The sequence below is a fragment of the Cellulomonas sp. HD19AZ1 genome (assembly GCF_004535805.1).
GTDB lineage: Bacteria > Actinomycetota > Actinomycetes > Actinomycetales > Cellulomonadaceae > Cellulomonas > Cellulomonas iranensis.
Genome location: NZ_SPHX01000001.1, coordinates 186582 through 210992, shown reverse-complemented (window position 1 = coordinate 210992; position 24411 = coordinate 186582). Strand labels below are relative to the sequence as shown.

18 protein-coding genes and 1 tRNA gene are annotated in these 24411 nt (G+C 77.1%); 9 read left to right on the top strand and 10 right to left on the bottom strand.

The window, feature by feature from the left end; genetic code table 11:
- Positions 1 to 19: 19 nt before the first annotated feature.
- Both E4A51_RS01005 and E4A51_RS01000 read right to left on the bottom strand, forming a co-directional pair.
- A tRNA-Met gene (locus tag E4A51_RS01005) sits at positions 20 to 93 on the bottom strand.
- Positions 94 to 112: 19 nt separating this feature from the next.
- Positions 113 to 1108 carry a DMT family transporter gene (locus tag E4A51_RS01000; RefSeq protein ID WP_134850648.1) on the bottom strand — a complete coding sequence of 332 codons (996 nt, stop codon included), beginning with the start codon at positions 1106 to 1108 and terminating at the stop codon, positions 113 to 115.
- Positions 1109 to 1178: 70 nt separating this feature from the next.
- Between E4A51_RS01000 and E4A51_RS00995 the strand changes: the two genes are divergently transcribed.
- Positions 1179 to 2054 (top strand): LysR family transcriptional regulator, encoded by an 876-nt coding sequence (locus E4A51_RS00995; protein ID WP_070319976.1) that lies wholly within the window; start codon positions 1179 to 1181, stop codon positions 2052 to 2054.
- A gap of 130 nt (positions 2055 to 2184) precedes the next feature.
- Here E4A51_RS00995 and E4A51_RS00990 read toward each other — a convergent pair whose 3' ends face one another.
- Positions 2185 to 5214: a UPF0182 family protein gene (locus E4A51_RS00990; protein ID WP_070319977.1), complete on the bottom strand. Its 3030-nt coding sequence runs from the start codon at positions 5212 to 5214 to the stop codon at positions 2185 to 2187.
- Between the two features lie 119 nt (positions 5215 to 5333).
- On the opposite strand from E4A51_RS00990, the gene E4A51_RS00985 reads away from it, so the two are divergent.
- Positions 5334 to 5912 carry a PPA1309 family protein gene (locus tag E4A51_RS00985; RefSeq protein WP_070319978.1) on the top strand — a complete coding sequence of 193 codons (579 nt, stop codon included), beginning with the start codon at positions 5334 to 5336 and terminating at the stop codon, positions 5910 to 5912.
- A gap of 35 nt (positions 5913 to 5947) precedes the next feature.
- Here E4A51_RS00985 and E4A51_RS00980 read toward each other — a convergent pair whose 3' ends face one another.
- Positions 5948 to 7117: a PDZ domain-containing protein gene (locus E4A51_RS00980; protein ID WP_370297399.1), complete on the bottom strand. Its 1170-nt coding sequence runs from the start codon at positions 7115 to 7117 to the stop codon at positions 5948 to 5950.
- Between the two features lie 148 nt (positions 7118 to 7265).
- On the opposite strand from E4A51_RS00980, the gene E4A51_RS00975 reads away from it, so the two are divergent.
- Positions 7266 to 8699: a zinc-dependent metalloprotease gene (locus E4A51_RS00975; protein ID WP_134850646.1), complete on the top strand. Its 1434-nt coding sequence runs from the start codon at positions 7266 to 7268 to the stop codon at positions 8697 to 8699.
- A gap of 64 nt (positions 8700 to 8763) precedes the next feature.
- Here the strand turns inward: E4A51_RS00975 and E4A51_RS00970 are convergent, their stop codons facing one another.
- Complete coding sequence (locus tag E4A51_RS00970; protein ID WP_134850645.1) at positions 8764 to 9426, bottom strand: M48 family metallopeptidase; 663 nt, start codon at positions 9424 to 9426, stop codon at positions 8764 to 8766.
- 194 nt (positions 9427 to 9620) lie between these two features.
- Between E4A51_RS00970 and E4A51_RS00965 the strand changes: the two genes are divergently transcribed.
- Both E4A51_RS00965 and E4A51_RS00960 read left to right on the top strand, forming a co-directional pair.
- Positions 9621 to 9779, top strand: coding sequence for a DUF5679 domain-containing protein (locus tag E4A51_RS00965; RefSeq protein ID WP_087509199.1), 159 nt, complete (start codon positions 9621 to 9623; stop codon positions 9777 to 9779).
- Positions 9780 to 9921: 142 nt separating this feature from the next.
- Entirely contained in the window at positions 9922 to 10968 is a 1047-nt protein-coding gene (locus E4A51_RS00960) for a ThiF family adenylyltransferase (protein WP_134850644.1), read from the top strand.
- Positions 10969 to 11040: 72 nt separating this feature from the next.
- On the opposite strand, the gene E4A51_RS00955 is transcribed toward E4A51_RS00960, so the two are convergent.
- Both E4A51_RS00955 and E4A51_RS00950 read right to left on the bottom strand, forming a co-directional pair.
- On the bottom strand, positions 11041 to 11382 hold the full coding sequence (locus E4A51_RS00955; RefSeq protein WP_046528850.1) for a WhiB family transcriptional regulator: 342 nt from the start codon (positions 11380 to 11382) through the stop codon (positions 11041 to 11043).
- 413 nt (positions 11383 to 11795) lie between these two features.
- Positions 11796 to 13805, bottom strand: a complete 2010-nt coding sequence (locus E4A51_RS00950; protein ID WP_070319982.1) for an ATP-dependent helicase — start codon at positions 13803 to 13805, stop codon at positions 11796 to 11798.
- A 121-nt stretch (positions 13806 to 13926) separates the two neighbouring features.
- Between E4A51_RS00950 and E4A51_RS00945 the strand changes: the two genes are divergently transcribed.
- Positions 13927 to 14187 carry a mycoredoxin gene (locus tag E4A51_RS00945; protein ID WP_046528852.1) on the top strand — a complete coding sequence of 87 codons (261 nt, stop codon included), beginning with the start codon at positions 13927 to 13929 and terminating at the stop codon, positions 14185 to 14187.
- Between the two features lie 27 nt (positions 14188 to 14214).
- Here E4A51_RS00945 and nudC read toward each other — a convergent pair whose 3' ends face one another.
- Positions 14215 to 15249 (bottom strand): NAD(+) diphosphatase, encoded by a 1035-nt coding sequence (gene nudC, locus E4A51_RS00940; protein WP_134850643.1) that lies wholly within the window; start codon positions 15247 to 15249, stop codon positions 14215 to 14217.
- A 343-nt stretch (positions 15250 to 15592) separates the two neighbouring features.
- On the opposite strand from nudC, the gene E4A51_RS00935 reads away from it, so the two are divergent.
- Complete coding sequence (locus E4A51_RS00935) at positions 15593 to 16528, top strand: phosphotransferase (protein ID WP_070319983.1); 936 nt, start codon at positions 15593 to 15595, stop codon at positions 16526 to 16528.
- Between the two features lie 200 nt (positions 16529 to 16728).
- Here E4A51_RS00935 and E4A51_RS00930 read toward each other — a convergent pair whose 3' ends face one another.
- Both E4A51_RS00930 and E4A51_RS00925 read right to left on the bottom strand, forming a co-directional pair.
- Positions 16729 to 20139 carry an ATP-dependent DNA helicase gene (locus tag E4A51_RS00930; protein WP_134850642.1) on the bottom strand — a complete coding sequence of 1137 codons (3411 nt, stop codon included), beginning with the start codon at positions 20137 to 20139 and terminating at the stop codon, positions 16729 to 16731.
- A complete protein-coding gene (locus tag E4A51_RS00925; protein ID WP_134850641.1) occupies positions 20136 to 23360 on the bottom strand; it encodes an ATP-dependent DNA helicase in 3225 nt (1074 codons plus the stop codon). The genes E4A51_RS00930 and E4A51_RS00925 overlap by 4 nt, the downstream gene beginning before the upstream one ends.
- Positions 23361 to 23445: 85 nt before the next feature.
- Here E4A51_RS00925 and E4A51_RS00920 point away from each other — a divergent pair, with 85 nt between their 5' ends.
- Both E4A51_RS00920 and E4A51_RS00915 read left to right on the top strand, forming a co-directional pair.
- A complete protein-coding gene (locus E4A51_RS00920; RefSeq protein WP_134850640.1) occupies positions 23446 to 24114 on the top strand; it encodes a TetR/AcrR family transcriptional regulator in 669 nt (222 codons plus the stop codon).
- A 62-nt stretch (positions 24115 to 24176) separates the two neighbouring features.
- Positions 24177 to 24404, top strand: coding sequence for a DUF3107 domain-containing protein (locus E4A51_RS00915; protein WP_046530681.1), 228 nt, complete (start codon positions 24177 to 24179; stop codon positions 24402 to 24404).
- The last annotated feature ends 7 nt before the right edge of the window (positions 24405 to 24411 follow it).

Below are 24411 nucleotides of genomic sequence, written 5' to 3'. Positions count from 1 at the left end.
CACTCGAAGGTTTGCGTTGTAGCGGGGGCAGGATTTGAACCTGCGACCTCTGGGTTATGAGCCCAGCGAGCTACCGAGCTGCTCCACCCCGCGTCGGCTCTGTAACTCTACGTCAGGGGCGCGGGGAGTCCAAATCGGTTCCGCCCGGATCGGCCGTGACGGCCGTCACGGCGCCCGCCGCCCCTTCGGCGGGCACCGCCGGCACCGCACCCGCCCGGGCCCGCGCGGCGCCCTGCGCGACGACCACGCCCAGCACCACGAGCACACCGCCGACCGGCTCGTACCAGTGCAGCCGCTCCCCCAGCACGAGGATGCCGAGCACCACCCCGACCACGGGCGTGAGGTACGTGACGGTCGACGCGCGCTGCGCGCCCCACGCGACCACCACCCGGGTGTTCCAGACGTACGCCATGCCGGTGCCGAGCGCGCCGAGCGTGATCATCGCCAGCACGATCGGCCACGTGAGCGCGACCGGACCGGTCGCGATCACGGGCGCGGCGAGCAGCATGACGGCAGCGGCGACGACGACCTGCCCGGCGGCGACCGACTCGGCGGGCAGCCCGAGGGGCCGCACGAACCGGCGCAGGTACGTCATGCCCAGGCCGTAGCAGGCGGTCGCGCCGAGGCACGCGAGGACGGCGGGCAGCGGCGCCGCGAGCGCGCCGTCGCCGAGGTACGTCCACGGGCCGATGACGACCACCACCCCGAGCGCGCCGACCGCCAGCCCGAGCCGCTGCCGCGCGGTCAGCCGCTCCGCGGGCAGCAGTGCCGCGACCGCGAGCGAGGTCATCAGGGGCGTCGTGGCGTTGAGGATGCTCGACAGCCCCGACGCGAGGTGCTGCCCGGCCCACGCGAACAGCTGGAACGGGACCACGCACAGCAGCACGCCCAGCACCCCCAGGTGCCACCACGCGCGGCGCCCGCGCGGCCACGGCCGACGCAGCACCAGCATGACGGCGACGAGCGTGACCGCGCCGAGCCACAGCCGCCCGGACGCGACCTGGGCGGGCGACATGCCGTCCAGGGCGACCTTCATGAACAGGAAGCTCGAGCCCCACACGAGGGCCGCCGCCCCGTACTGCGCCGCCACGCGGCCGTCCGTCGTCATGCCGTGAGGATCCCCCGTCGCACCCACATGAGTCGAACTCATCACGGTCATGCCCCGATAGGTTCTGCTCATGCCCACCCTCGCCCAGCTCCGCGTCCTGGTCGGCGTGTGCGACCACGCCTCCTTCACCGACGCCGCGGCGGCGCTGGGCGTGAGCCAGTCGGGCGTGTCGCACGCGATCGCGGCGCTCGAGAAGGAGGCCGGCGGGCGGCTCGTCGAGCGCGCCGCACCCGCGCGCCCCACGGGGCTCGGCGAGCGCCTGCTGCCGCACGCGCGCGCCGCGCTCGCGTCGGTCGACGCGTTCGTCGCCGAGAGCGCCGCGCGACGGCACGTCGGCACCGTGCGCCTCGCCGCGGTGCCCACGGTGTGCCAGGGCCTGCTGCCCGGGCTGCTGCAGCGCTGGTCGCGCGACCTGCCCGACGTGCGCGTCCAGGTGTTCGAGGGTGCCGACGACGAGCTGGTCCCGTGGCTCGAGCAGGGCACGGTCGACGCCGCGGTGCTCGTCGACCCCGCACCGGCACCACCCGGGTCGCGGCTCGTCGCGCGCGACGACTTCCGCGCGCTCGTGCGTGCCGACCACCCGCTCGCGACCGAGCCCGCGATCGACCTCGCCGAGCTGCACGAGGACGGGCTGCTCGTCTCGGCGGGCGGGTGCGAGCCGCAGGTCCGCCAGATGCACGCCGACGCCGGCCTGGAGTTCCGCGTCGCGCAGCGCGTCCACGAGCTCGCGACGATGATCCGGATGGTGGCCGAGGGCATCGGCGTCTCGGTCATGCCCGCGCTCGGCGGCACGATGCTGCCGCCCGAGCTGACCATGCGCCCGCTGCGCCCCGGGCTCGTGCGCGAGCTCGTGCTCTCGGGCCCGCAGCACCGCCCGTGGCACCCGCTGGTCCACGCGCTCGTGGCCGCGACCGACGACCGGCCCGTCGACGCGACGCACCGCTGACCCGACCCTCCGCCCGCGACGCTCCCCCGGAGGTTCGCGTCGCGCGGCCCCGTCCCGCCCTGGACGCGACGGAGCCCGGGACCGTGGGGTCCCGGGCTCCGTCGTGCGACGTCAGCAGACGTCAGGGGCGTCAGCCGCCGAGGCCACCCTCGGCGTCCACCGCGTCCTGGATGGCCTGGTCGAGCCTGGCCTGCGCCTCGCCGTAGGCGGCGAAGTCGCCGTCGGCCAGCGCGGCCTGGCTGTCGCGGATCGCCTGCTGCGCCCGGCTCAGCGCCTCGTCGAGCGCCGCGCGCGCGTCGGGGCTGGTCGTGCCGCCGCCGGCGGGCGGCGCGGGCGTCGCACCGTCGGTGGGCTCGGCCGTCGGCGTCGGCGTGGGCTGCACGGCCCCGTCCTCGCCGGTGTCCGGCGCCTCCGGGTCCACGCCCGTGCCCGGGTCCGGCGCGCCCGCGTCACCCGCGTCCGCGCCCGAGTCACCCCCGAACACCTGGTCGAGCGCGCCGTCGAGCGTCTCGGCGTAGCCGATCTCGTCGCCGAACGACACGAGCACGCGCTGCAGCAGCGGGTACGTCGTGCCCGCCGAGGCCTGCACGTACACCGGCTGGACGTACAGCAGACCACCGCCGACCGGCAGCGTCAGCAGGTTCCCGCGTCGCACGGTCGAGTCGCCGCGCGCCAGGATGTTCAGCTGCTCGGACACGGTCGGGTCGGCCGTGAAGTTCGCCGCCGCCTGGCCGGGACCGGGCACGGTCGAGTCGCGCGGCAGCTCGAGCAGCCGCATCTTGCCGTAGTCCTCCGCGACCTCGCCCGGGGTGTTGCCGGCCTCGGCGTCCACCGCGAGGTACCCGGTCAGCACGTTGCGGGCCGTCGAACCACCCGGGATGAACGTCGACATCAGCGAGAACCGCGCCTGGTCCTCGCCCGGCATCTGCAGCGTCAGGTAGTACGGCGGCTGCGGGACGTCCGAGTTGGTGACCGTCGGGTCGGCGGGGTTCTGCCAGAAGTCGTTGCCCGAGAAGAACTCGGCCGCGTTGGTCACGTGGTACTGCCCGAGCAGCGCGCGCTGCACCTTGAACAGGTCCTCGGGGTACCGGATGTGGCTCATCAGGTCGCCCGAGATCTCGGACATCGGCTTGAGCGTCGTCGGGAAGACCTCGGTCCAGGCCTGCAGGATCGGGTCCTCGGCGTCCCACGCGTACAGGTCGACCGACCCGTCGTAGGCGTCGACCGTCGCCTTCACCGAGTTGCGGATGTAGTTCACCTGCTTGGGCAGCAGCGCCTGCACGCTCGCGCTGCGCTCGGTGAGCGAGTCCGTCGTCGCGTCCTCGAGCGACCGGACGGCGGCGTACGGGTACTGGTCCGACGTCGTGTAGCCGTCGATGATCCACTTGACGCGGCCGTCGACCACCGCGGGGTACACGCGGCCGTCGAGGTCGAGGAACGGCGCGACCTTGGCCACGCGGTCGCGCGGGTTGCGGTCGTACAGGATCTGCGAGTGCTCGTTGACGCGCTCCGAGAACAGGATCTGCTCGTCACCGAACTTCAGCGCGTACAGCAGCTTCTGCCACAGGTTGCCGACCGACGGGCCGGCCGACACGTCCTGCGTCGGGAACCGGTACTGCACCGACCCCTGCCCGCCCTCGTCGTCCGGGTAGTCGAACTCCCAGCCGTTGCTGCTCTCGGGGCCGCCGACGATCGAGTACGTCGGCGACTGCTGGCCGAAGTAGATGCGCGGCTCGTACTCGCCGAGCTGGCCCTGCGAGGGGATGCCGCCCTCCCAGAACGCCGGTGCGCCCCGCGCGCCGCGCGTGTTGCCGTACGCGGCGACGACGCCGAACCCGTGCGTGTACACCGTGGTGTCGTTGGTCCAGTTGCGCTGGCCCGCGTTGAGGCCGTTCTGGTCGAGCTCGCGCACGGCGATCACGGTGTCGCGGCTCTCGCCGTCGATCGTGTACCGGTCGACCGCGAGCGAGTCCGGGAAGCTGTAGAAGCCACGGATCTGCTGCAGCTGCTTGAACGACGGCGACACGATGTTCGGGTCCAGCAGGCGGATCGACGCGGTCGTCTCGGCGTTCGCGCGCAGCGCGCCGGGCTCGGCCGTGACGTTCGCGTCGTACTCGCTGGTCTCGACGTCCTCGAGCCCGTACGCCGCGAGCGTCGCGTCGATGTTGCGCTGGATGTAGTCCGACTCGGCGTCCTGCTGGTTCGGCTGCACCTGGAACCGCTGGACGATCGCGGGGTACACGCCGCCGACGACGATCGCGGCGACCACCATGAGGCCCACGCCGATCGCGGGCAGGCGCCAGTTGCCGGAGAACGCGGTCGCGACGAACGCCGCGGCGACCACGATCGCGGCGACCGCGAGGATCGCGCGCGACGGGATCACGGCGTTGACGTCGGTGAAGCCCGCGCCCTGCCAGCGCTGCTCGCCCGTCTGCTGCTTGGTGAGGATCGAGTAGCGGTCCAGCCAGTAGTTCGCGGCGACGAGCAGCAGCACGAGCGCGCCGAGCACCGACAGGTGGACGCGCGCGGCGCGCGTCGTGCGCGGCGTGCCCTGACCGCCGCCGATGCGCAGGCCGCCGTACAGGTAGTGCGTCGCGAGCGCCGCGATGCCGGACAGCACCACGACGGCCATGAGGAACGACACGACGAAGCGCAGCCCGGGCAGCGTGAACAGGTAGAAGCCGAGGTCGATGCCCCACTGCGGGTCGACGGTGCCGACCTCGCCGCCGCGCATCCACAGCTGCACGGTGCTCCACTGCTGCGACGCCGCACCGCCCGCGAACAGGCCCAGCACGACCGGGCCGACGATCAGCACGAGCCGGCGCAGCGGCTCGATCGCCTCGCGGTACTGGTCGAGGTTCGCCTGCTCCTGCGTCGACGGCGCGTACACCGGGCGCGCGCGGTACGCGAAGCGCAGCGAGAACCCGACGCCGGCGGCCATGACGACGAAGCCGGCGACGAACAGCAGGCCGCGCGTCACCCACTCGGTGCGCAGCACCTCGAGGAAGCCGAGCTGCGAGAACCACATCACCTCGGTCCACACCTGCGCGAGGACGAGCAGCACGACGACGAGCGCGGCGAGCGTGACGAGGGTCGGGACCAGCGGGCCGCGCCGGCGCGGCGTGGCGGGTCGGGGGCGGGGCGGGGAGGCGAAGGTCACGGCGTGGCGGTCCTCGTCGTCGGTCGGCGGTGCGGGTGGGCTCTCGGGCGGGCGTGAGCGCCCACCGTGGCAACGGGCCCGGCGCGTCCCAGGTTCCCACACGGTGCGACGATGGTCGCGTGAGCACGCCTTCGACTCCCCCCGAGCCCGCCAGCAGCCCCGAGGACCGCGCGACCCGCGCGCTCGCCGACGCGGTGCGCGAGATCGAGCACCACGTCGCCGCCGCGGGCTGGGACGCCCCCGTGCGCGTGTTCGCGCTCGTGCGCACGCAGGCCGCGCTGGCCGCCGAGCCCGGGCTCGCCGAGCAGCTCGCCCCCGAGGTGCTCGAGGCCGCGCGGGCCGACGACCAGCACCTCACGTCGGTCGAGCAGGAGGGCGTCCCCGCCGCCGAGGACCTCGAGCGCCTGCTCGGGGGGCTGTCGTGGCCCGCGACGGTGGACGGTGCGGCCGTCACGGTCGAGCGCGTCGTGCTGCCCCCGGGCGCGGAGGAGGACCTGCCGTCCGACCCCGACGCGGCCCTCGCGGCGCTCCTGGCGCACCCGCAGCGCCAGGACGTGCGCCTCGCGGTCGGCGTGCTGCGCGGCGGTCCCGCGTGGTGCGCGGTGCGCACGCGCGCGCACGACGCGGACGACGCCGTCGGTCAGGGACCCGACCTCGTCCCCGGGCTGGTCGAGGCCGTGCGCGCCACGCTGCTGTAGCGGGCGCTGCCGGCGGGCCCCGGCGGTCCGGGGCGTCAGCCCGCGGCGGCCGCGGTGCAGGTCGGGAGGTCGTCGGCCGCCCCCGCGCCGATCGCGACCACCGCCTCGCGCGCCTCGTGCAGCGTCGCGACCCGCACGACCCGCAGGCCGTCGGGCACGTGGCCGACGACCTCGTCGCAGTTGGCGGCGGGCGCGAGGAACCACGTCGCGCCGTCGCGCGCGGCCCCCGCGAGCTTCTGCCGGATGCCGCCGATCGGGCCGACCGCGCCCGTGACGTCCATGGTGCCGGTCCCGGCGATGTCCTGGCCGTTCGCCTCGTCCTCGGGCGTCAGCAGGTCGACGATCCCGAGCGCGAACATCGTGCCGGCGCTCGGGCCACCGATCCCCTCGATGTTGATCTCGACGTCGACGGGCAGGTCGAACGACGGGTCGATGTAGACGCCGATCTGCGCTCCCCCGTCCTCGCGCTCGCCCGTGACGACCGGCACGTCCACGGCGGCGCCGTGCCGGGTGACCGTCAGCGTGACGGTCGTGCCCGGCTCGAGGTCGGCGAGCCGCTCGACGAGGGTCTGGTAGTCGGGCAGCGGCCGGCCGTCCAGCGCGGTGATGACGTCGCCCTCCTCGAGGCGCCCCTCGGCGTCGGTGCCCTCGACGGTGCCCGCGACCACGAGCGTGGCCGGGACCTCGTAGCCCAGCTCGGCGAGCGCCGCGACGGTCGCGTTCTCCTGCGACGAGACCATCGCTCCCGCGTTCGACTCGTCGATCTGCTCGCGCGTCGCGTCCTGCGGGTACACGGCCTCGACCGGCTGCACGACCGAGGACGGCGAGAACCAGCCCTGCAGCACGTTCGCGAGGTACGTCGGGAAGCCCGGGCCGCCCGTGCCCGAGATGGTCGTCAGGCGCAGCTCGCCGCTCGACGGGTAGGTCTCGGCGCCCGTGACCTGGATCAGCGGCTCGCCGTCGACCTCGCCCAGCACGTCGCGCGTCGGCCCCGGGCTGTTCACGGCGTAGGGCGCCGGGACGACCGCGAGCACGCCGGCGAGGACCGCGGACACCAGCATCCCGAACGACAGCACGAGCGCGCGCGGCGTCGTCGCGGGGCGCGCGACGGCGTCCGCGGCGTGGTCCGCGGTGTCGCTCGCCCCGGGGGCGACGGCGTCCTGCGACGCGCCGGAGGGGTCGGGCGTGGGCTCGTGGTCTCGCACGGGACCGATCATCCACCACCCCGCCGTGCGTGCCGCGCGGACGACGGGCGGCGCGTGTGCGCCGTCAGCGAACCCGACCCCCCGACGGCGCCCTCGCACAGGCCACGCGGTTACCGTGAGATCTCCCCGGCAGCGCCAGGAGGCACGCATGAGCCCCGACGTCCCTTCCACCGACGGCCCCGACGGCGCCGGCCCCCAGCAGTGGGAGCAGATGCTCCGCGCGATGCTCGGACCCGCGGCCGACGACGCGATCCGCGAGATGCGCGAGCTCGGCGTCGACCCCGCCGCGATGGCCGCGGCCTCGGGCCTGCCCACCGACCCGGCCGCGCTGCAGCAGGCGATGGCCCAGGTCCAGCGCATGCTCGCCGCCTCGGGCGACCAGCCCGTGAACTGGCAGATGGCCCACGACCTGGCGCGTCAGCAGGCCGCGCTCGGCGGTGACCCGTCGCTGTCGCCCGGTCGCGTCAAGGACGTGCGCGACGCGCTGTCGGTGGCCGAGCTGTGGCTCGACGCCGCGACCGAGCTGCCGCCGTCGACCGGTGCCACGCACGCCTGGAGCCGCGCCGAGTGGGTCGAGGCGACCCTGCCGACGTGGCGCGTGCTGACCGAGCCGGTCGCGACGTCGCTGTCGACCGCGCTCGCCGGCGCGCTCGGCCCCGCGTTCGGCGAGCTCGGCGGCGCGCTCCCCGGCGGGCTGCCCGGCGGTGCGGCGGCCGACCCGTCGCAGCTGCTGCGCGGCATCGGCTCGGCCGTGTTCGGGCTGCAGGTCGGCCAGGCCGCCGGGACCCTCGCGCGCGAGGCGTTCGGCACGACCGACATCGGCCTGCCGCTGCTCGAGCGGCCCGCGCCCGCGCTCGTCGCGGCCAACGTCGACGCGTTCGCCGAGGGGCTGGACACCCCCCTGGAGGAGGTGCGCCTGTACCTGGCGCTGCGGGAGGCCGCCGCGAGCCGGCTGTTCGCGCACGTGCCGTGGCTGCGCGCGCACCTGCTGGACGCCGTCGCGGAGTACGCACGGGGCATCACGATCGACGTCGAGCAGCTCGAGGACGCCGTGCGGTCGATCGACCCGACCGACCCGAGCGCGCTGCAGGCGGCCCTCTCGGGCGGCGTGTTCGCACCGCAGACGACGCCCGCGCAGCAGGCCGCGCTGGCACGCCTCGAGACCGCGCTCGCGCTCGTCGAGGGCTGGGTCGACGAGGTCGCCACCGCGGCCGCGACGCCCCACCTGCCGCACGCCGTGCCGCTGCGGGAGATGGTGCGGCGGCGCCGGGCCGCCGGCGGTCCGGCGGAGCAGGCGTTCGCGAGCCTCGTCGGGCTCGAGCTGCGCCCGCGGCGCCTGCGCGACGCGGCGACGGTGTGGGCGCACCTCGCGGCGACGCGCGGGATCGACGGGCGCGACGCGGTCTGGGCGCACCCCGACCTGGTCCCGACGTCGGAGGACCTCGACGACCCGGCGGGCTACGACGCGCGCCGGCAGGCCGCCGTCGACGAGTCCGCCGACCTCGACCGTGCGCTCGCGCAGATCCTCGACGACGCGGACGGCGCGTCGGGCGACGCGCCGGAGGACCGCCCCGCGGGCTGACGGCCCACGGCGGCGGACGGCGGGTCGGCGACCCGCCGCCCGCCGCACGGGGCGGACGGCCTGGTCAGGCGTCGGGCCCCGCGCCGACCTCGTCCGCCACGGCCGGGTCGTCGGACGGCTCGTCGTCCCCGTCGTCGCGCGGCCCGTCGGCGCCGTCGCGCGCGAACGCGCACCCCTCGAGGAAGCCCCGTGCGCGCTGCGTGTGCGGGTACGCCTCGAGCTCGGCCCAGAACGCCTCGCCGTGCCCCGGCTGCAGCAGGTGGGTGAGCTCGTGCAGCAGCACGTAGTCGAGCACCCACCGCGGCATGCCCCGCACGCGGTCGGAGATCCGGATGGTGCCCTCGGACGGCGTGCACGAGCCCCAGCGCCGGCCCTGGTTGGTCGACCACCGCACGCTCGTCGGCACCGCCCGCCCGCCCAGGTACCGGCGGGACAGCTCGGTCGCGCGCGCCGCGAGCTGCGCGTCGGACGGGCGGCGGCGGCGCTCCTGCGCCGCGAGCCGTTCGACCATCCGCCCGACCCACTCACGCTCCTGCGCGCGCGTGAAGCGCGCCGGGATGGCGACGACCGTGCGACCGTCCTCACGCCACGCGCTCACCGTGCGCGAGCGGCGGCGCGACCGCCGGACCTCGACGAGCGGACCGCCCGTGGCGGCGTCGGGAGCCGCGGGCGGCGCGGCGTCACGGCGCGCTCGCGCGCGCGGCGTCGCCTCGCGCGAAGTCGGCACCCCCGCACGCTAGCGCGCCGCACCCCGCGACGGGGCCCGACTCCCCGGTTCACCCGCGCGCGGGTGCGCGGCGCACCCCGACGCGCACGTGCACGGCGGGGGCGACCACTACTGTGTGACCGCACGGCGGCCGATCACGGTCCCTGCCCCGGGCGCGATGCCACCGCCCGGTGACGAGCACGAGGAGGGACCACATGGCCGACACCTGGGCAGGCGAGTTCTACTGCGTGAAGTGCAAGGAGAAGCGCGAGACCGAGGGCGAGGTCGTCGTCTCGGAGTCGGGGCGCCGCATGGCCAAGGCCACGTGCCCCGTCTGCGGCACCAAGCTGAACCGGATCCTCGGCAAGGCCTGACGCACCGACGCACGCGCCGCGGCACGTCCGTGGCGGCACGAGGGCACCGTCGCACGGCGACGGTGCCCTCGTCGTTCCCGGGGGGGTGCCCCCTGTGGACGGGCGCCGACGGCCGACGTCGCGCACTGCCAGGGTGTCCGGCATGCGACGACCGGCGCCCCTCCAGCTGCGTCCCGGCCTGCCCGTGCTGCCCCGCGGCGACCGCGAGGTGCAGGTCGGTCTCGACCCCCGGTGGGCCGTGCGGCTGGTCGACCTGCCGCCCGCCGAGGCGGCGCTGTGGTCGACGGTCGACGCCACCACGGACCTGACGGCGCTGCCCGCGCGGGCCGGGGACGCCGGCGCCGACCCCGCGTCGGTGGCCGCGACGGTCGACGACCTGCGACGCGCGGGCCTCACCCGGGTGCCCCCGCCGGGGCCCGGCACCGCGGGGCCCGCGGGCGCCGACGCACGCGCGTGGTCCCTGCTGGCGGTCGACGGCGGCGGTGACGCGGTGGTCGCGCGACGTGCCGACGCCGTCGCGGGTGTCGTGGGCCTGGGCCCCACCGGCCTGGGCGTCGCGCGGCACCTCGCTGTCGCGGGCGTCGGCACGCTGCTGCTCGACGACGACGCGCCCGTGTCCCCCGCCGACGTCGCGGGCACCCACCGCTGGTCGGACGTCGGCACGCCCCGCGCGCTCGCCGCCGCCCGTGCGCTGCGCGACGCCGTGCCCGGCGTCCGGGTCGACGGCGACGCCGAGCCGGACGTGGTCGTGGTGGTGGAGCACCACGCGGCCGACCCCGGGCGGGCGATGCTGCTCATGGGCGCGCAGGTGCCGCACGTGCCGGTCGTCGTGCGCGACGCCGACGCGATCGTCGGCCCCGTGGTCCGGCCCGGCCTGGACCCGTGCCTGCGGTGCCTCGACCTGCACCGCACGGACGTCGACCCCGCGTGGCCGACGGTCCTGCGGTCGCTCACCTCGGCCCGCGCCCCGGCGGTCACCGAGGTAGGCGTGCTCGCGGGCGCGGCGGCCGCGCTCGCCGCGGCACAGGTCCTCGCCCTGCTCGCGGGGACAGTCCCGGCGCTCTGCTCGGCGAGCGTCGAGCTCGCGCTGCCGGACCTGGTCGCGCGCGAGCGCCGCTGGGCCACGCACCCGGCGTGCGGGTGCGTGACGCCACCGGGGACGACGGACGCCGGGCCGCGCGAGGCGTGACCTCGTGCGACCCGGCGTCATGGGCGGGTGCTGGTGGGTGCCGTGGGCGGGCACGTCCGTGGCCGTCCGGCCTCAGGCGGCGGTGGCGTCCTTGCGCGGCCGGCCGCGGCCGCGCTTGGTCGGGACGACCACACCACCGACGAAGACCTGACCGCCCCAGACGCCCCACGGCTCGGCCCGCTCGACGGCGCCGGCCAGGCAGCCCTCGATGAGCGGGCACTCGCGGCACAGCGCCTTGGCGCGTTCCACGTCGGCCTGGCGCTCGGCGAACCACAGCTCGGGGTCGCCCGAGCGGCACGGGATGAGCTCGGCGACCATCTGGTCGAACTGCGCATCGGTCGTCGCGGTGCTGCCGGTGGGCCAGGGGCCGGATCCGCCCTGGTTCACGGTGTCGAGCAGCGTCGTGAGCCGCACGATGTCCTCCTGGTGTCCTTGCGGGGTGAGCTGGGGGAACCGGATGCCGGGCCGCTCACCCCCGGCGACTGCCGGAGGACAAGAGAAAGGCCGCGGATCCGAAGGGGTTCGGACTCCGCGGCCTGCACGCCGTGCGTGGCTGCTGCTACGGGGTCCTGTGTCGAAGATCGGTGCGGGACGTCGCGGGACGCTGACGGAACTTCTGCCCGACGATGGGCAGAGCGATCCCCTGGAAACCGAAAGTGGGCGCAAGGGTCCGTGCGTACGCGTGCTGCGTCGCCGACATCACGATCGTCGTGGTCTCCATCTGTGCACCCACCTCCTCTCTGGGGAGGGGTCCCGCCTCTTCGGCAGCACCCCGCGAACAAGGACGTGACCACACTAGGGCGGCCCGTCGAGACGTCACAAGCGAATTACCGCAACTTCGTCCGAGCACTTCTCGCGACGTCCGGATCGTCCTCGTCCGCGACGACCCGCAGCAGCTCCTCGCCGTACTCGCGCAGCCGCGTCGCACCCAGCCCCTGGACGTGCCGCAGGTCCGCGGGCGTGGACGGCATCGCGGCCGCGACGGCCTCCAGGGCGACGTCGGGCAGCACGCGGAACGCCGCGACGCCCCGCTCGTCGGCGACGCGCGCACGCCAGCCGCGCAGCCGCTCGAGGACCTCGGGGTCCGCGACCGCGGTCGTGCGGCGCGCGCCCAGCCGCACGCGGTCGCCGGGCCACAGCCCCGCGAGGAACCGCGAGCGGCTGCGCGTCGAGCGCGACCCCGGCGTGCGCGACGCCGCGTACGAGACCTCGAGGTGCGTGCGCGCCCGGGTCACGCCGACGTACAGCAGCCGCCGCTCCTCGGACACGGCCGCCTCGGTCTGCGCGAGCGAGATCGGCAGCAGGCCGTCGGACAGCCCGGCGAGGAACACCGCGTCCCACTCCAGCCCCTTGGCGGCGTGCAGCGACGCGAGCGTCACGCCGTCGACCGTCGGCGCGAGCTGCGACGCCGCGCGGTCGTCGAGCTCGGCGACCAGGTCGGCCAGCGTCACGTCGCCGCGTGCGGCCACCAGGTCGTCGGCGAGACCCACGAGCGCCTGCATCGCGTCCCACCGCTCCCGTGCGGCCCCGCGCGCGGCCGGCGCCTGCGCGGCCCAGCCGACCGAGGTCAGGATGTCGCGCACGGTCTGCCCGAGGGGCACGTCGGGATCCGCCGACCGGGCCCCGCCGCGCAGCAGCACGAGCGCGTCGCGCACGTCGCGCCGCGAGAAGAACCGCTCGCCGCCGCGCACCTGGTACCCCACGCCCGCGGCCGCGAGCGCCTGCTCGAACGCCTCGGACTGCACGTTGGTCCGGTACAGGACGGCGATCTCGCTGGCCGGCACGCCCGACGCGATGAGGCGCGCGGCGCGCGCGGCGATCCCGGCGGCCTCCGCCTCGTCGTCCTCGTAGGCCGTGAAGCGCACGGGCGGGCCGTCGGGCTGCTGCGCCACGAGGTGCAGCGGCACGGGGTCCGACGGACGCCGGGTCGCGGTGAGCACGCGGTTGGCGAGGTCGACCACCTGGGGCGTCGACCGGTAGTCGCGCACGAGCCGCACGACCCGCGCACCGGGGTGGTGGCGGCCGAACGTCAGCAGGTGGTGCGGCGTCGCGCCCGCGAACGAGTAGATGGTCTGGCTCGGGTCGCCGACCACGCACACGTCGTGGCGCCCGCCGAGCCACTGGTCGAGCAGGTACTGCTGCAGCGGGCTGACGTCCTGGTACTCGTCGACCACGAAGTGCCGGTACTGCGCGCGCACCTCCTCCGCGACCTCGCCGCGCTGCGCGAGCATCGCCGCGAGCAGCAGCAGCACGTCCTCGAAGTCGATGACGCCGCGCTCGGTCTTGACGTCCTCGTACGCCGCCATCAGGCGCGCCACGGCCTGCGCGTCCTGACCCGCGGGCGTCGGCCGCCGCGCCGCCGCGGCCGCCCGCTCGTAGTCCTCCGCGGTGACGAGCGACACCTTGGCCCACTCGACCTCGGCGGACAGGTCGCGCACGGCGACGCGGTCGACGCCCACGCCGACCCGGCGCCCGGCCTCGGCGATCAGCGTGGCCTTCTGCTCGACCAGCCGCGGCGGTGCGCCGCCGACGACCTTGGGCCAGAAGTGCCCGAGCTGGCGCAGCGCCGCCGCGTGGAACGTGCGCGCCTGCACGCCGCTCGCCCCCAGGTCGCGCAGGCGGACGCGCATCTCGCCCGCGGCGCGTGCCGTGAACGTCACGGCCAGCACCGACGCGGGGCGGTAGACGCCCGTGCGCACGCCGTACGCGATGCGGTGCGTGATCGCACGGGTCTTGCCGGTGCCCGCGCCCGCGAGCACGCAGACGGGGCCCGTCAGGGCGGTGGCGACGGCACGCTGCTCGGGATCGAGCGCGTCGAGGAGGGAGTCGGCGGACATCGTCGACCAGTCTCCCAGCACCCGCCGACACCCGGGGCCGCCGACTCCCGGCGCGCGTGCGAGGATCGAGGGACGACGACGCAGCACCGCCGTCGGCACCGTGAGGCACCTGCGAGGAACCATGACGACCAGCACCCCGGCACCCGGCACCGTGACGATGTACTCGACGACGTGGTGCGGGTACTGCCACCGGCTGCGCACGCAGCTCGACTCCGCCGGCATCGCCTACGACGTCGTCGACATCGAGCAGACGCCGGACGCCGCGCAGCTCGTCGAGTCGCTCAACGGCGGCAACCAGACCGTGCCGACCGTCGTGTTCCCCGACGGCTCCGCTGCGACCAACCCGTCGCTCGCCGAGGTCCGCGAGCGCCTCGGCCTCTGACCGTCCCACCGGGCCGAGCCACGGACGTCAGCCGGGCAGCGGGCCGCCGTACCACTGCTCGATCAGCGCGCGAGCGATCGACGCCCCGCCGGGCAGCACCACGTCGCCCGCGTCCACCGCGGCCGCGAGCACGGCGCGCGTGAACCAGCGCGCGTCGGCCATCTCGACGCCGTCGACGCGAACGTCGGTCGTCGTCGCGCGCCCGCGGAACCCGAGCATGAGCGAGGCGGGGAACGGCCACGGCTGGCTGCCTTCGTACTCGACCTCGCCCACGACGACGCCGGTCTCCTCGTGCACCTCGCGGCGCACGGCCTGCTCGGCGGCCTCACCCGCCTCGACGAAGCCCGCGAGCGTCGACCACCGGCCCGCCGGCCACGCCGCCGCGTGGCCCAGCAGCAGGCGGTCGTCGGCGTCGACGACCGCCATGATCACGGCCGGGTCCGTGCGCGGGTAGTGCTCCGAGCCGTCGACGTCGCACACGCGCGACCAGCCCGCCTGCGCGGTGCGCGTCGGCGCGCCGCAGCGCGGGCACCGCGGGTGCCGGTCGTGCCACGCGTCGAGCGCGACCGCGGTCGTGGCGAGACCCGCGTCGTGCGCGTCGAGCAGCGCGCCGACCACGCGCAGCGAGCGCCAGCCCGACCGCGCGACGGGCCCGTCGGGCAGGTGCACGAGCACGTCGGCCGGTTCGCCGCCCGCCGGCAGCGGGTGCGCGTCCGGCAGCCGGGCCGCGAGCACGCGCGTGCCGTCGTCCTCGGCGCCGAGCAGCAGCCACGCGTCGTCGGGCTCGGGCGCCGGTGCCGCGCCGGCCGCGCCCTCGCGCCCGGCCGCGAGCAGCGCGGCCGCACCCGCCGGGTCGAGCCAGCGCACGTGCGCGTCGTCGTCGAGCAGCAGCCCGCCGTCACGCACCGCGAGCACGCGCGTGCGCGGGTCGGCGCGCGCGTCGTCGAGCGCGCCGGGCAGCGCACGCAGCTCCGCGGCACGGTCGACGGACGCGCGTGCGAGGGGCAGGTCGACGAGGGCGGGCGGGGCGGGGGCGGACGGGACGGGGGCCGGGCGGGTCACGTCCGTCACGCTACGCCGCGCACCGCGCGGGACGGGACGGAACGGCACGGGACGGGATGGGACGGGACCGCACGGTCCGAACGGCGCGGCGGCGCAGGGCCGGACCGGGCGGCACGGCGCAGCACGGGGCCGGGCGGCGCGGCACGGGACCGGACCGGACGGCACGGCGCGCTACGGGGCCGGATGGCACGGGACCGGACCGGACGGACCGAGCCGGTCCGTCCGGCACCGCGACGCCCCGCCGGGACGACGCGGTCGAGACGGGCGTCCCGGACGAACCGGGCGCCGACACGCGGGGGCGCGCCGCACGGGACACGCCGTACGGCGTCCTACCCTGACGCACGTGACCCGTTCGCCCCTCGCACTCGCGGCCCTCGCGACCGTCGCCCTGCCGGGCCTCGACGCGTACGACGTGCGCCGGCCCCTGCAGCCGGGCACGGACTTCGACGTGGCCGTCGTGATCGACGCGCAGCGGCAGCGGTGGGTCGTGCGCGCGCCGCAGCACGCCGTCGCGGGCGCCGCCCTCGAGGCGGAGGTCGCGCTGCTCGACGCCCTCGGGCCGTTCGCCGACGACGGCCGGCTGCCCTTCGCGGTGCCTCGCCCGGCGGGGTTCGCGCACCTGCCCGAGGGCGGGCGCGCGTGCGTCCACCGCGAGGTGCCGGGCCGTCCGCTGCGGCTCGAGAGCCTGCGCCCCGGCCCGGGTCTCGCGGCCGCGGTGGGGCGTGCGCTCGCCTCCGTCCACGAGCTGCCGACGTCGGTCGTCGAGAACGCGGGCCTGCCCGTGTACGACGCCGCGGGCTACCGCGAGCGCCGCCAGGCGGAGGTCGACGAGGCCGCCCGCACGGGGCTCGTGCCCGCGTCGCTGCTGCGCCGGTGGGAGCAGATGCTCGAGGACGTCGCGATGTGGCGGTTCCGGCCGACGGTCGTGCACGGGGACCTGTCGAGCGACCACGTGCTCGTGCAGGACGGCGCGGTCGCGGGCGTGCTCGACTGGGGCTCGGCCATGGTCGCCGACCCGGCGGACGACCTGTCGTGGCTGCTCGTCGCGGCCCCGCAGGACGCGGTCGACGCGATCCTCGAGGCGTACCTGCTGCGTCGCACCGAGCTGACCGACCCGCACCTGGCCGACCGCGCGCTGCTGGCCGGCGAGCTCGCGCTCGCGCGGTGGCTGCTGCACGGCGTGCGCACGCACCAGCAGGACGTCGTCGACGACGCCGTGCAGATGCTGCACGACCTCGACGAGCACACGCGCGCGGAGGAGACCGCGGCCGCCCACTGACCCTCGCCCGGCCGACGACCGTCCGACGTCGCCCGGCCGACGACCGTCCGACGGTCGGCCCGGACCGACGCCCGGACCGTCAGCGACGACGCGGACCGCGCTCGGGGCACGCCGTCGGCGCGGCCGCGCGCATCCGGCCGGTCGGTCCAGCGACGACGCACGGGCCGGTCGGTCCAGCGACGACGCACGGGCCGGTCGGTCTAGCGACGACGCACGGGCGGGGCGCCGCGTCGGGCTCGCGACCGTGCGGCTCGCCCCTGGCTGTCGGACGCCTCGCCCGACGCGGCGTCGGACGCGGGTGCGGCGGCGGCGAGCAGCCGCGCGAGCTCGTCGGGGCCGGGCAGGTCGTCGGGCACGACGGTGACACCCGCACCGACGTAGCAGAACGCCGCACGGACGACGTCGGGGTCGACGCCAGTCCACCGGGCCCACGCGATCCGGTAGACCGCGAGCTGCAGCTCGCGCGACGCGCGTTCGACGGGGTCGGACGGCGGCGATCCGGTCTTCCAGTCGACGACGACGACCGCGCCGGGCACGTCGGGGCGGTCGGGGTCCGGGAAGACCGCGTCGATGCGCGAGCGCAGCACGTACCCCCCGATCGTGGTCTCGACGTCGACCTCGACCGCGACCGGGGCGCGGTGCGCCCAAGGGGTCCGCAGGAACGCGGCACGGAGCTCGGTCTGGTCGGGGTCCCCCGGCAGCACGTCGTCGTCCGCGCCCGGCAGGTCGTCGACGTCGACGAGCGTCGCCTGCCCGAACCAGGCCTCGACCCACGCGTGGAAGGCGGTGCCGCGGCGGGCCTGCGGCGACGGCTCGCGCGGCACCGGGCGCCGCAGGTGGAGGGCGAACTGCTCGGGCTGCGCGTCGAGCCGCACGAGCGACGACGCCGACAGGTGCGCGGGCAGCGCGACGCGGCCGTCGCCGCGGCGCCGTGCGGCCTGCTCGGCGAGCAGCCGGTCGGCGAGCGCGTCCCAGTCCTCGGCGCCCGGGGCCGGGGGCGGACCGGGCGCCGGCGCGCCGTCCTGCTCGGCACGCAGCCGGTCCGCGGCCGCGCGGACCGCGGCAGCCGCGGCGGTCACGGCGTCACGCCGGGGCGCGGCACCGTCCACCGCGAACGGGTCCGCGGGCCACGTCGCGACCGCGACGCGCGCGGCACGGGGGTTCTCGGCGCCGGCCTCGGGCTCGTCGGCACGCGCGACCACGTCGACGAGCCCCGCGTCGACGAGCTCGGTGAGGAACGGCGAGACGCGGCGCGGCGCCTTCGGGTCGCCCCAGTACGCGGCCGAGAGCAGGAGGTCCTCACGCGCGCGGGTCACGGCGACGTACGCGAGCCTCCGCTCCTCGGCCACCTCGTGGTCGCCCGCGTCGAGGCGGAACCGCTCGAGCCGGTCGGCCAGCTCCTTGGGCGACTCCGCACCGCCGCACGCGAGCTGCGGCAGGTCGTCGGCGTCGCCGCGCAGCGGGTACGGCAGCACGCCGAGCCCGGTGAGCCACGCGGAGTCCTTGGGCCCCTCCTTGCCGAGCATCGGCGTCGCGGGCAGCCCGCCGTCGACCAGGCCCGCCACGGCGACGGCGTCCCACTCCAGGCCCTTCGACGCGTGCACGGTCATGACCTGCACCGCGTCGGGGTCCGGCTCGGTGACGGGCAGCTCGAGGCCGTCCTCGCGCGCGTCGGCGGCCTCGAGCCACGCGAGGAACGCGCCGAGGGTCGGGCGGTCGGCGCCGCGCGCGAACTCGCCGGCGACGTCGGCGAACGCGTCGAGGTGCGCGCGTGCGCGTGCCGGCGTCGTGTCGGCGCGCGCCTGCACCTCGATGTCGAGGCCGAACAGCCGCTCGGCCTCGTTCACCAGCTCGGGCAGCGACAGGCCCTGCTGCGCGCGCACGGCCCGCAGCACGCCCGCGAGGTCGACGAGCCGGCGGCGCCCCTCGGGCGTGAGCGAGCGCCCCGCGGGGCTGCGCCACCCCGCGGGCGGCGGGTCGTCGAGCGCGTCGACGAGGCTGCGCTCGTCGACCACGTCGGCCTCGACGCCGTCGACCTGCGCGACCCGGCCGCCGACGCGCGCGCCCTGGCGCGCCCAGTCGCCGAGCGCGTGCAGGTCGGCGGCCCCCAGGCGCGTGCGCGCGCCCGTGAGCAGCCGGACCACGGCGTCGCCGCGCGTCGGGTCGTGCGCGGCCTGCAGCACCGCGACGAGGTCGACGACCTCGGGCGTCGCGAGCAGACCACCGAGCCCCACGACCTCGACCGGCAGCCCCGCGGCCCGCAGCGCGCGCCGCAGCGGCTCGAACTGCGAGCGCTTGCGGCACAGCACCGCGGCCGTCCGCCGCCCCGCGGGGTGGCTGCCGGGCCGCCACCGGGGCGCGAGCCACGCGGCCACGGCGTCGGCCTCGTCCTCGACCGTGGCCGCGACGACGGCCTGCACGCTGCCCGTGCCGGCCCCCGGGCGCGCGGCCAGCCGCGGCACGTCGACGCGCACGCCCGCGGCCCGCAGCGGTGCCGCGACGTGGTTCGCCGCGTCGAGGACCGCCGTGTCGTTGCGCCACGACGTCGACAGCTGCGCGACGTCCGCCGGGCGGCGGTCGGTCGGTCCCGCGGCGTCGCCGCCGACCACCGGGAACGCGGCCGGGAAGCGCGACAGACCGCCGGGGCTCGCACCGCGCCAGCCGTAGATCGACTGGTGCGGGTCGCCGACCGCGGTCACGGGGTGCCCGCCCGAGAACAGCGCCTGCAGCAGCACGAGCTGCGCGTACGACGTGTCCTGGTACTCGTCGAGCAGCACCACGCGGTAGCGCTCGCGCTCACCCGCACCGACCTCGGGCACGTCGCGCGCGATGCGTGCCGCGAGCGCGACCTGGTCGCCGAAGTCGAGGGTGTCGGCCGCGCGCTTGCGCGACCGGTAGTCGGCCACGAGGTCCAGCACGCGCGACCGCTCGCCGAGCGACGCGACGAGGTCCCGCACGCGCGCGTAGGGCGCGCGCGGCGGGGTCCCCGCCGGCGTCGCCTCGAGGTCGGCGACGATCGCGTCGATCCCTGCGCGCGCCTGCGCGGGGTCGAGCAGGTGCTCGTCGAGCGCGCCCGACAGCGCGAGCACGGCGTCGACGACGGTCGACGTGGCGGCCGACGTCTCGAGGTCCCCCGCCCAGGACTCGACGACCTGCGACGCGAGCTGCCACTGCGCGGCCTCCCCCAGCAGCCGCGCACCCGGCTCGACGCCGAGCCGCAGCGCGTGGTCCGACACGAGCGACGCCGCGTACGCGTGGTACGTCGACACGTGCGGCCGCGCGAGCTCGTCGAGGACCGCCGCGCCCGCCGGCAGCGTCACGCCCTCCGCGGCGGCCACGCGCACGAGCGCGCGCAGCCGGCGCCGGACGCGCTCGGCGAGCTCGCCGGCGGCCTTGCGCGTGAACGTCAGGCCCAGCACCTGCTCGGGTGCGACGAGCCCGTTGCCGACGAGCCACACGACGCGCGCGGCCATGGTCTCGGTCTTGCCCGACCCCGCGCCGGCGACGACGAGCGACGGCCGCAGCGGGGCCTCGATCACGGCCCGCTGCTCGTCGGTGGGCGGGTGCTGCCCCACGAGCTGCGCGATCCGCAGCGCCGACAGCGTGCTCACGCGACCACCTGCCCGCCCTCGCCGCGCAGCGGGCACGAGCGGCGCACGGGGCAGCGGTCGCACAGCTCGTTGCCCCGCGCCTCGAAGCTCGCGGCGGCCATGCTCCCCGCGACCTCGTCGACGAGCGCGCGCGCCCAGCTCGGGCCGTCGTCCTCGGGCCCCAGCCCGTCCTGACGGCGCTGCGTCGGACCCCCGGACCCCTGCGCGAGGTGCACGAGCCGCGCGGCGACGCTCCGTGCGCCGTCCGGCAGGCCCGGCACGGCACCCGCGTCGACCGCGAGCTGGTAGGCGCCGAGCTGCGCGTGCTCGGCGGCCTGCGCGAGCGTCGGCACGCGCGAGCCGGTCTTGAGGTCGACGACCTCGACCGCCTCGGCGCCGCCGTCGGCCTCGGCCACGGCCCGCTCGACGCGGTCGATCGAGCCGCGCACGACCGCGCGGTCGGTCTCGAGCGTGAACGCGCCCTCGACGAGCAGCGGCTCGCCCGACGCGCGCAGGTACGCCGCGAGCCGCACGAGCATCGCGTCGGCCTTGCGGCGCGCCGCGACCGACGGCCAGCCCTCCCCCAGCGCCAGCTCGTGCCAGCGCCGGTCGAGCTCGGCGCGCAGCGTCGGCAGGTCGGCCGTGGGGTGCTCCTGCGCGATCGCGTGCACGAGCGTGCCGAGCGACTGCTGCGCGGACGACGCGGGCGTGCCGCCGGCCGCCTCGAGCGCCCACCGCAGCGCGCAGCGCTGCGCGGTCTCGAGCCGCGACGGCGACACGGGGACCTTCGCGCCCTCGGGCCACAGCGGCGCGTCGCTCGACGGGTCGGCGAGCCCGAACCACTGCGCGGGGTCGGCCCCGGGCACGCCGTGCGCCGCGAGGCGCGCGAGCGTGCGCGCGGCGGCCACGTCCTCGCGCCCCTCGGCCGCCGCACGCTCGAGCGTCGCGCGCAGCCGCGCCACCAGCCCGCGCAGGTCGAGCGGCGCCGGGGCGCTGGTCCGGCGCGGGTCGGGCGCACCGTCGTCCCCGCCCGGCTGCACGAGGTCGACGAACGGCGACGGGGTCGCGTCCTGGTCCTCGACGGCCGTCACGAGCAGCAGCTCGCGCGCACGCGAGCACGCGAGCGTGAACGCGCGCAGCTCGTCGGCGAGCACGGCCGCGCGCGCGGCACGCGCGCGCTCGTCGTCGGGACCGTCGGTCGCGCGGCCGTCGAGCACGTCGGCGAGCGTCTGCGCCCCGAGCATCGAGTCCCGCAGGCGCAGGTCGGGCCACGCACCGTCCTGCACGCCGACCACGGCGACCACGCGCCAGGACGCGCCGGCGGCGCCCGCGGGCGTCAGGACGCCGACGCCCGCGGCGCGCGACGCCGGTGCGAGCGAGTCGGCCGGGAGGTCCTGCGCGAGCACCCAGTCGACGAACGCCGCGGGCGTGGCCTGCGGCAGGCGCTCGACGAACGTCTCGGCCGCACGGAACAGCGCGAGGACCGCGTCGAGGTCGCGGTCGGCGCGCTCGCCCGCCGCACCGCCCGCGAGCGCGGTGCGCCGCCACGGCTCGGCGAGCCCCGCGCGGTCCCAGACGGCCCACAGCACGGCCTGCACGTCGGCACCGGGCGCCGCCGCGACCTCCCGGCCGGCCTGCAGCAGACCGGCGAGCCGCTCGACGGGGCGCCCGACGTGCGGTTCGAGCGTCGCGGCGCGGCCCGGCTCGGCCAGCGCCTCGACCAGCAGCGCGTCGCTCGACCGGCCGCCGCCGCCCGCGAGCTCCTCGGCCCGCAGCGCGCGTCGCACGCGGCGCAGCCCGACGGCGTCGAGCCCGCCCAGCGGCGAGCACGCGAGCCGCGTCGCGACGTCGGCGTCGAGCGCCGCCGCGTCGAGCACGACGCGCACCGCGTCGAGCAGCGGACGCACGGCGGGCTCGTCGCGCAGCGGCACGTCGCTGCCGACGACGCGGACGGGCACACCGGCCTGCGCGAGCGCACGGCGCACGGCTGTCGCGCGTGCGCCCGAGCGCGCGACGACCGCCATGTCGTCCCACGGCACCGCGTCCTGCAGGTGCGCCCGCCGCAGCCGGTGCGCGACCCACGCGGCCTCCTGCGCCGCGCTCGGCAGGATCGCGACGCGCGCCGCGGGGCCCGCGGCGCGGTCCGCGGGCACCTCGGCGCGGCGGTGCGCCACGGTGCCGGCGGCCGGCACGCGCTCGGCGACCCGGGCGGTCACCTCGCGCAGCGGCGCGGTCTGGCGCCACACCGTGCCGAGCACGACGTGCTCGGCACCCAGGCCGTCGGGGGCGGGCGCGAGCGCGCGCGCGACCAGCGTGGGCTGCGCGCCGCGGAACGTCTGCACCGCGACGTCGGGGTCGCCCAGCAGCAGCAGCCGCGCGCCGCGGTCGGCGAACGCCCCGAGCAGGCGCGCGGTCGCCGCCGTGCTCTCCTGGTGGTCGTCCACGACGACGAGGCGTCGGCTCGGGCACGGGACGCCGGGCACGTCGTCGTCCCAGCGGCGCAGCGCGGCGACGGCCGCGTCGACCACGACGGCCGGGTCGAGCCGCTCTCCCGCGTCGGGCGTCGCGGCGGCCAGCGCCATGACGTCGAGGTACTCCTCGTACACGCGCGCGGCGGCGACCCACGCCGGGCGGCCCTCGCGGCGCCCGAGGGCCGCGAGGTCGGACGGCGCGAGGCCACGCTCGGCCGCGCGCATGAGCAGGTCGCGCAGCTCGTCACGGAACGCGCGCGTGCCGAGCGCGACGTCGGGGACGCCCGGCGGCCACGCCGGTCCCGTGACGTCGCCGGCCGCGTGCCCGGCCAGCAGCTCGGCGAGCGCGAGGTCCTGCTCGGGGCCCGAGACGAGGACCGGCGGCGGCTCGCCCAGCGCGCCGGCCCGCGCGCGCAGCACCGCGAACGCGACCGCCGCGGGCGTCTGGACGAGAGGCCGCCCGGCGGTGCGGCCGAGCCGCACCGCGAGCCGGTCCCGCAGCTCGCCGGCGGCGCGACGGTTCGCGGCCAGCACCAGCACGTCGTCGGGCGCGAGCCCCGCCTCGACCGCCGCGGCGGCGGCCTCGAGCGCCACGGTCGTGCGCCCCGTGCCGGGCGCACCGGTGACGACCAGCGCCCGCGCCGGCCCCGTCGCGGCACGGTCCACGGCGTCCTGCTGGCGCGCGTCGAGCACGGGCCGCGCCCCCCGGCCGAGCGCCTCGTGCTCGACCAGCGGCGCGGCCACCAGCCGGGTCGTCGGTGCGGTCGTCACGGTGCCGATCCCATCACGGCGCACCGACATCCCGGCGCACGGTCGCCGCCCGGTGGACGTCACCGGCCGTGGCTACCCTGTGCGGATGGTCGACGCCCACGACGCAGCCGCGGACCGCCCGCCCGCGCGGCGCATGGCGCGCGCCGAGCGTCGGTCGCAGCTGCTCGCCACGGCGCTGGAGCTGTTCGCGACCGAGGGCTTCCACCACGTGTCGATGGACGACATCGCGGTGCGGGCCGAGGTCAGCAAGCCCGTCCTGTACCGGCACTTCCCGTCTAAGCTCGACCTGTACCTCGCGGTCGTCGACGAGCAGGGCGCGGGCCTGCTCGCGGCGGTCGAGCACGCCGTCGCGCCGCTGCAGGCCGGTCCGCTGGGCCGGGGCGAGGGCCGTGCCGTCGTGGCGGCCGTCGTCGAGGCGTACCTCGCGTTCGTGCAGGTCGCCGGCCAGTCGTCGTCGCTGCTGTTCGAGTCGGACGTCACGCGCGACGCGCAGGTGCGCGGCCGCGTCGAGCACGCCACCGCGGTCGTCACGCACCGCATCGCCGACGTGCTCGTCGACGTCACGGGGCGCGACCGCCCGGACGCCGACGTGCTGGCCGCGGCGCTCGTCGCGAGCGCGCAGGGCGCCGCGACCTACTGGCTGCGCCACGGCGCGGGCCGCGACGCGCACCGGGTCGTCGGGCTCGTCACCGACCTGCAGTGGCGCGGCGTGGCCGGGCTCGTCCGCCCGGACTACCCGTACGAGGGCGCCTAGGATCGACGACGAACCCGCCCGGCACCGCAGTGCCGGACGAACGTGTCGACGAGGGAGTGCCCGTGGAGATCACGATCGGCGTGCAGCACCAGGCGCGCGAGCTGACGCTCGAGTCCGACCTGACGGCGGACGAGGTCGCCGCAGTCGTGCAGGCCGCGCTGACCGACAAGACCCCGACGATCGAGCTGACGGACACGCGCGGTCGTCGCGTCATCGTCCCGACCGCGGCGCTCGGCTTCGTCGAGATCGGCGCCGAGACCAAGGGGCGCGTGGGCTTCGGCTCCATCTGACCCCCGG

Bases quoted from the DNA above. Each gene is read 5' to 3' on its own strand.
- E4A51_RS00975 (WP_134850646.1), top strand. From the start codon at position 7,266: ATGAGCCCCGACGTCCCTTCCACCGACGGCCCCGACGGCGCCGGCCCC.
- E4A51_RS01000 (WP_134850648.1), bottom strand. From the start codon at position 1,108: ATGACGACGGACGGCCGCGTGGCGGCGCAGTACGGGGCGGCGGCCCTC.
- E4A51_RS00945 (WP_046528852.1), top strand. From the start codon at position 13,927: ATGACGACCAGCACCCCGGCACCCGGCACCGTGACGATGTACTCGACG.
- E4A51_RS00920 (WP_134850640.1), top strand. From the start codon at position 23,446: ATGGTCGACGCCCACGACGCAGCCGCGGACCGCCCGCCCGCGCGGCGC.
- E4A51_RS00950 (WP_070319982.1), bottom strand. From the start codon at position 13,805: ATGTCCGCCGACTCCCTCCTCGACGCGCTCGATCCCGAGCAGCGTGCC.
- E4A51_RS00995 (WP_070319976.1), top strand. From the start codon at position 1,179: ATGCCCACCCTCGCCCAGCTCCGCGTCCTGGTCGGCGTGTGCGACCAC.
- E4A51_RS00960 (WP_134850644.1), top strand. From the start codon at position 9,922: ATGCGACGACCGGCGCCCCTCCAGCTGCGTCCCGGCCTGCCCGTGCTG.
- E4A51_RS00965 (WP_087509199.1), top strand. From the start codon at position 9,621: ATGGCCGACACCTGGGCAGGCGAGTTCTACTGCGTGAAGTGCAAGGAG.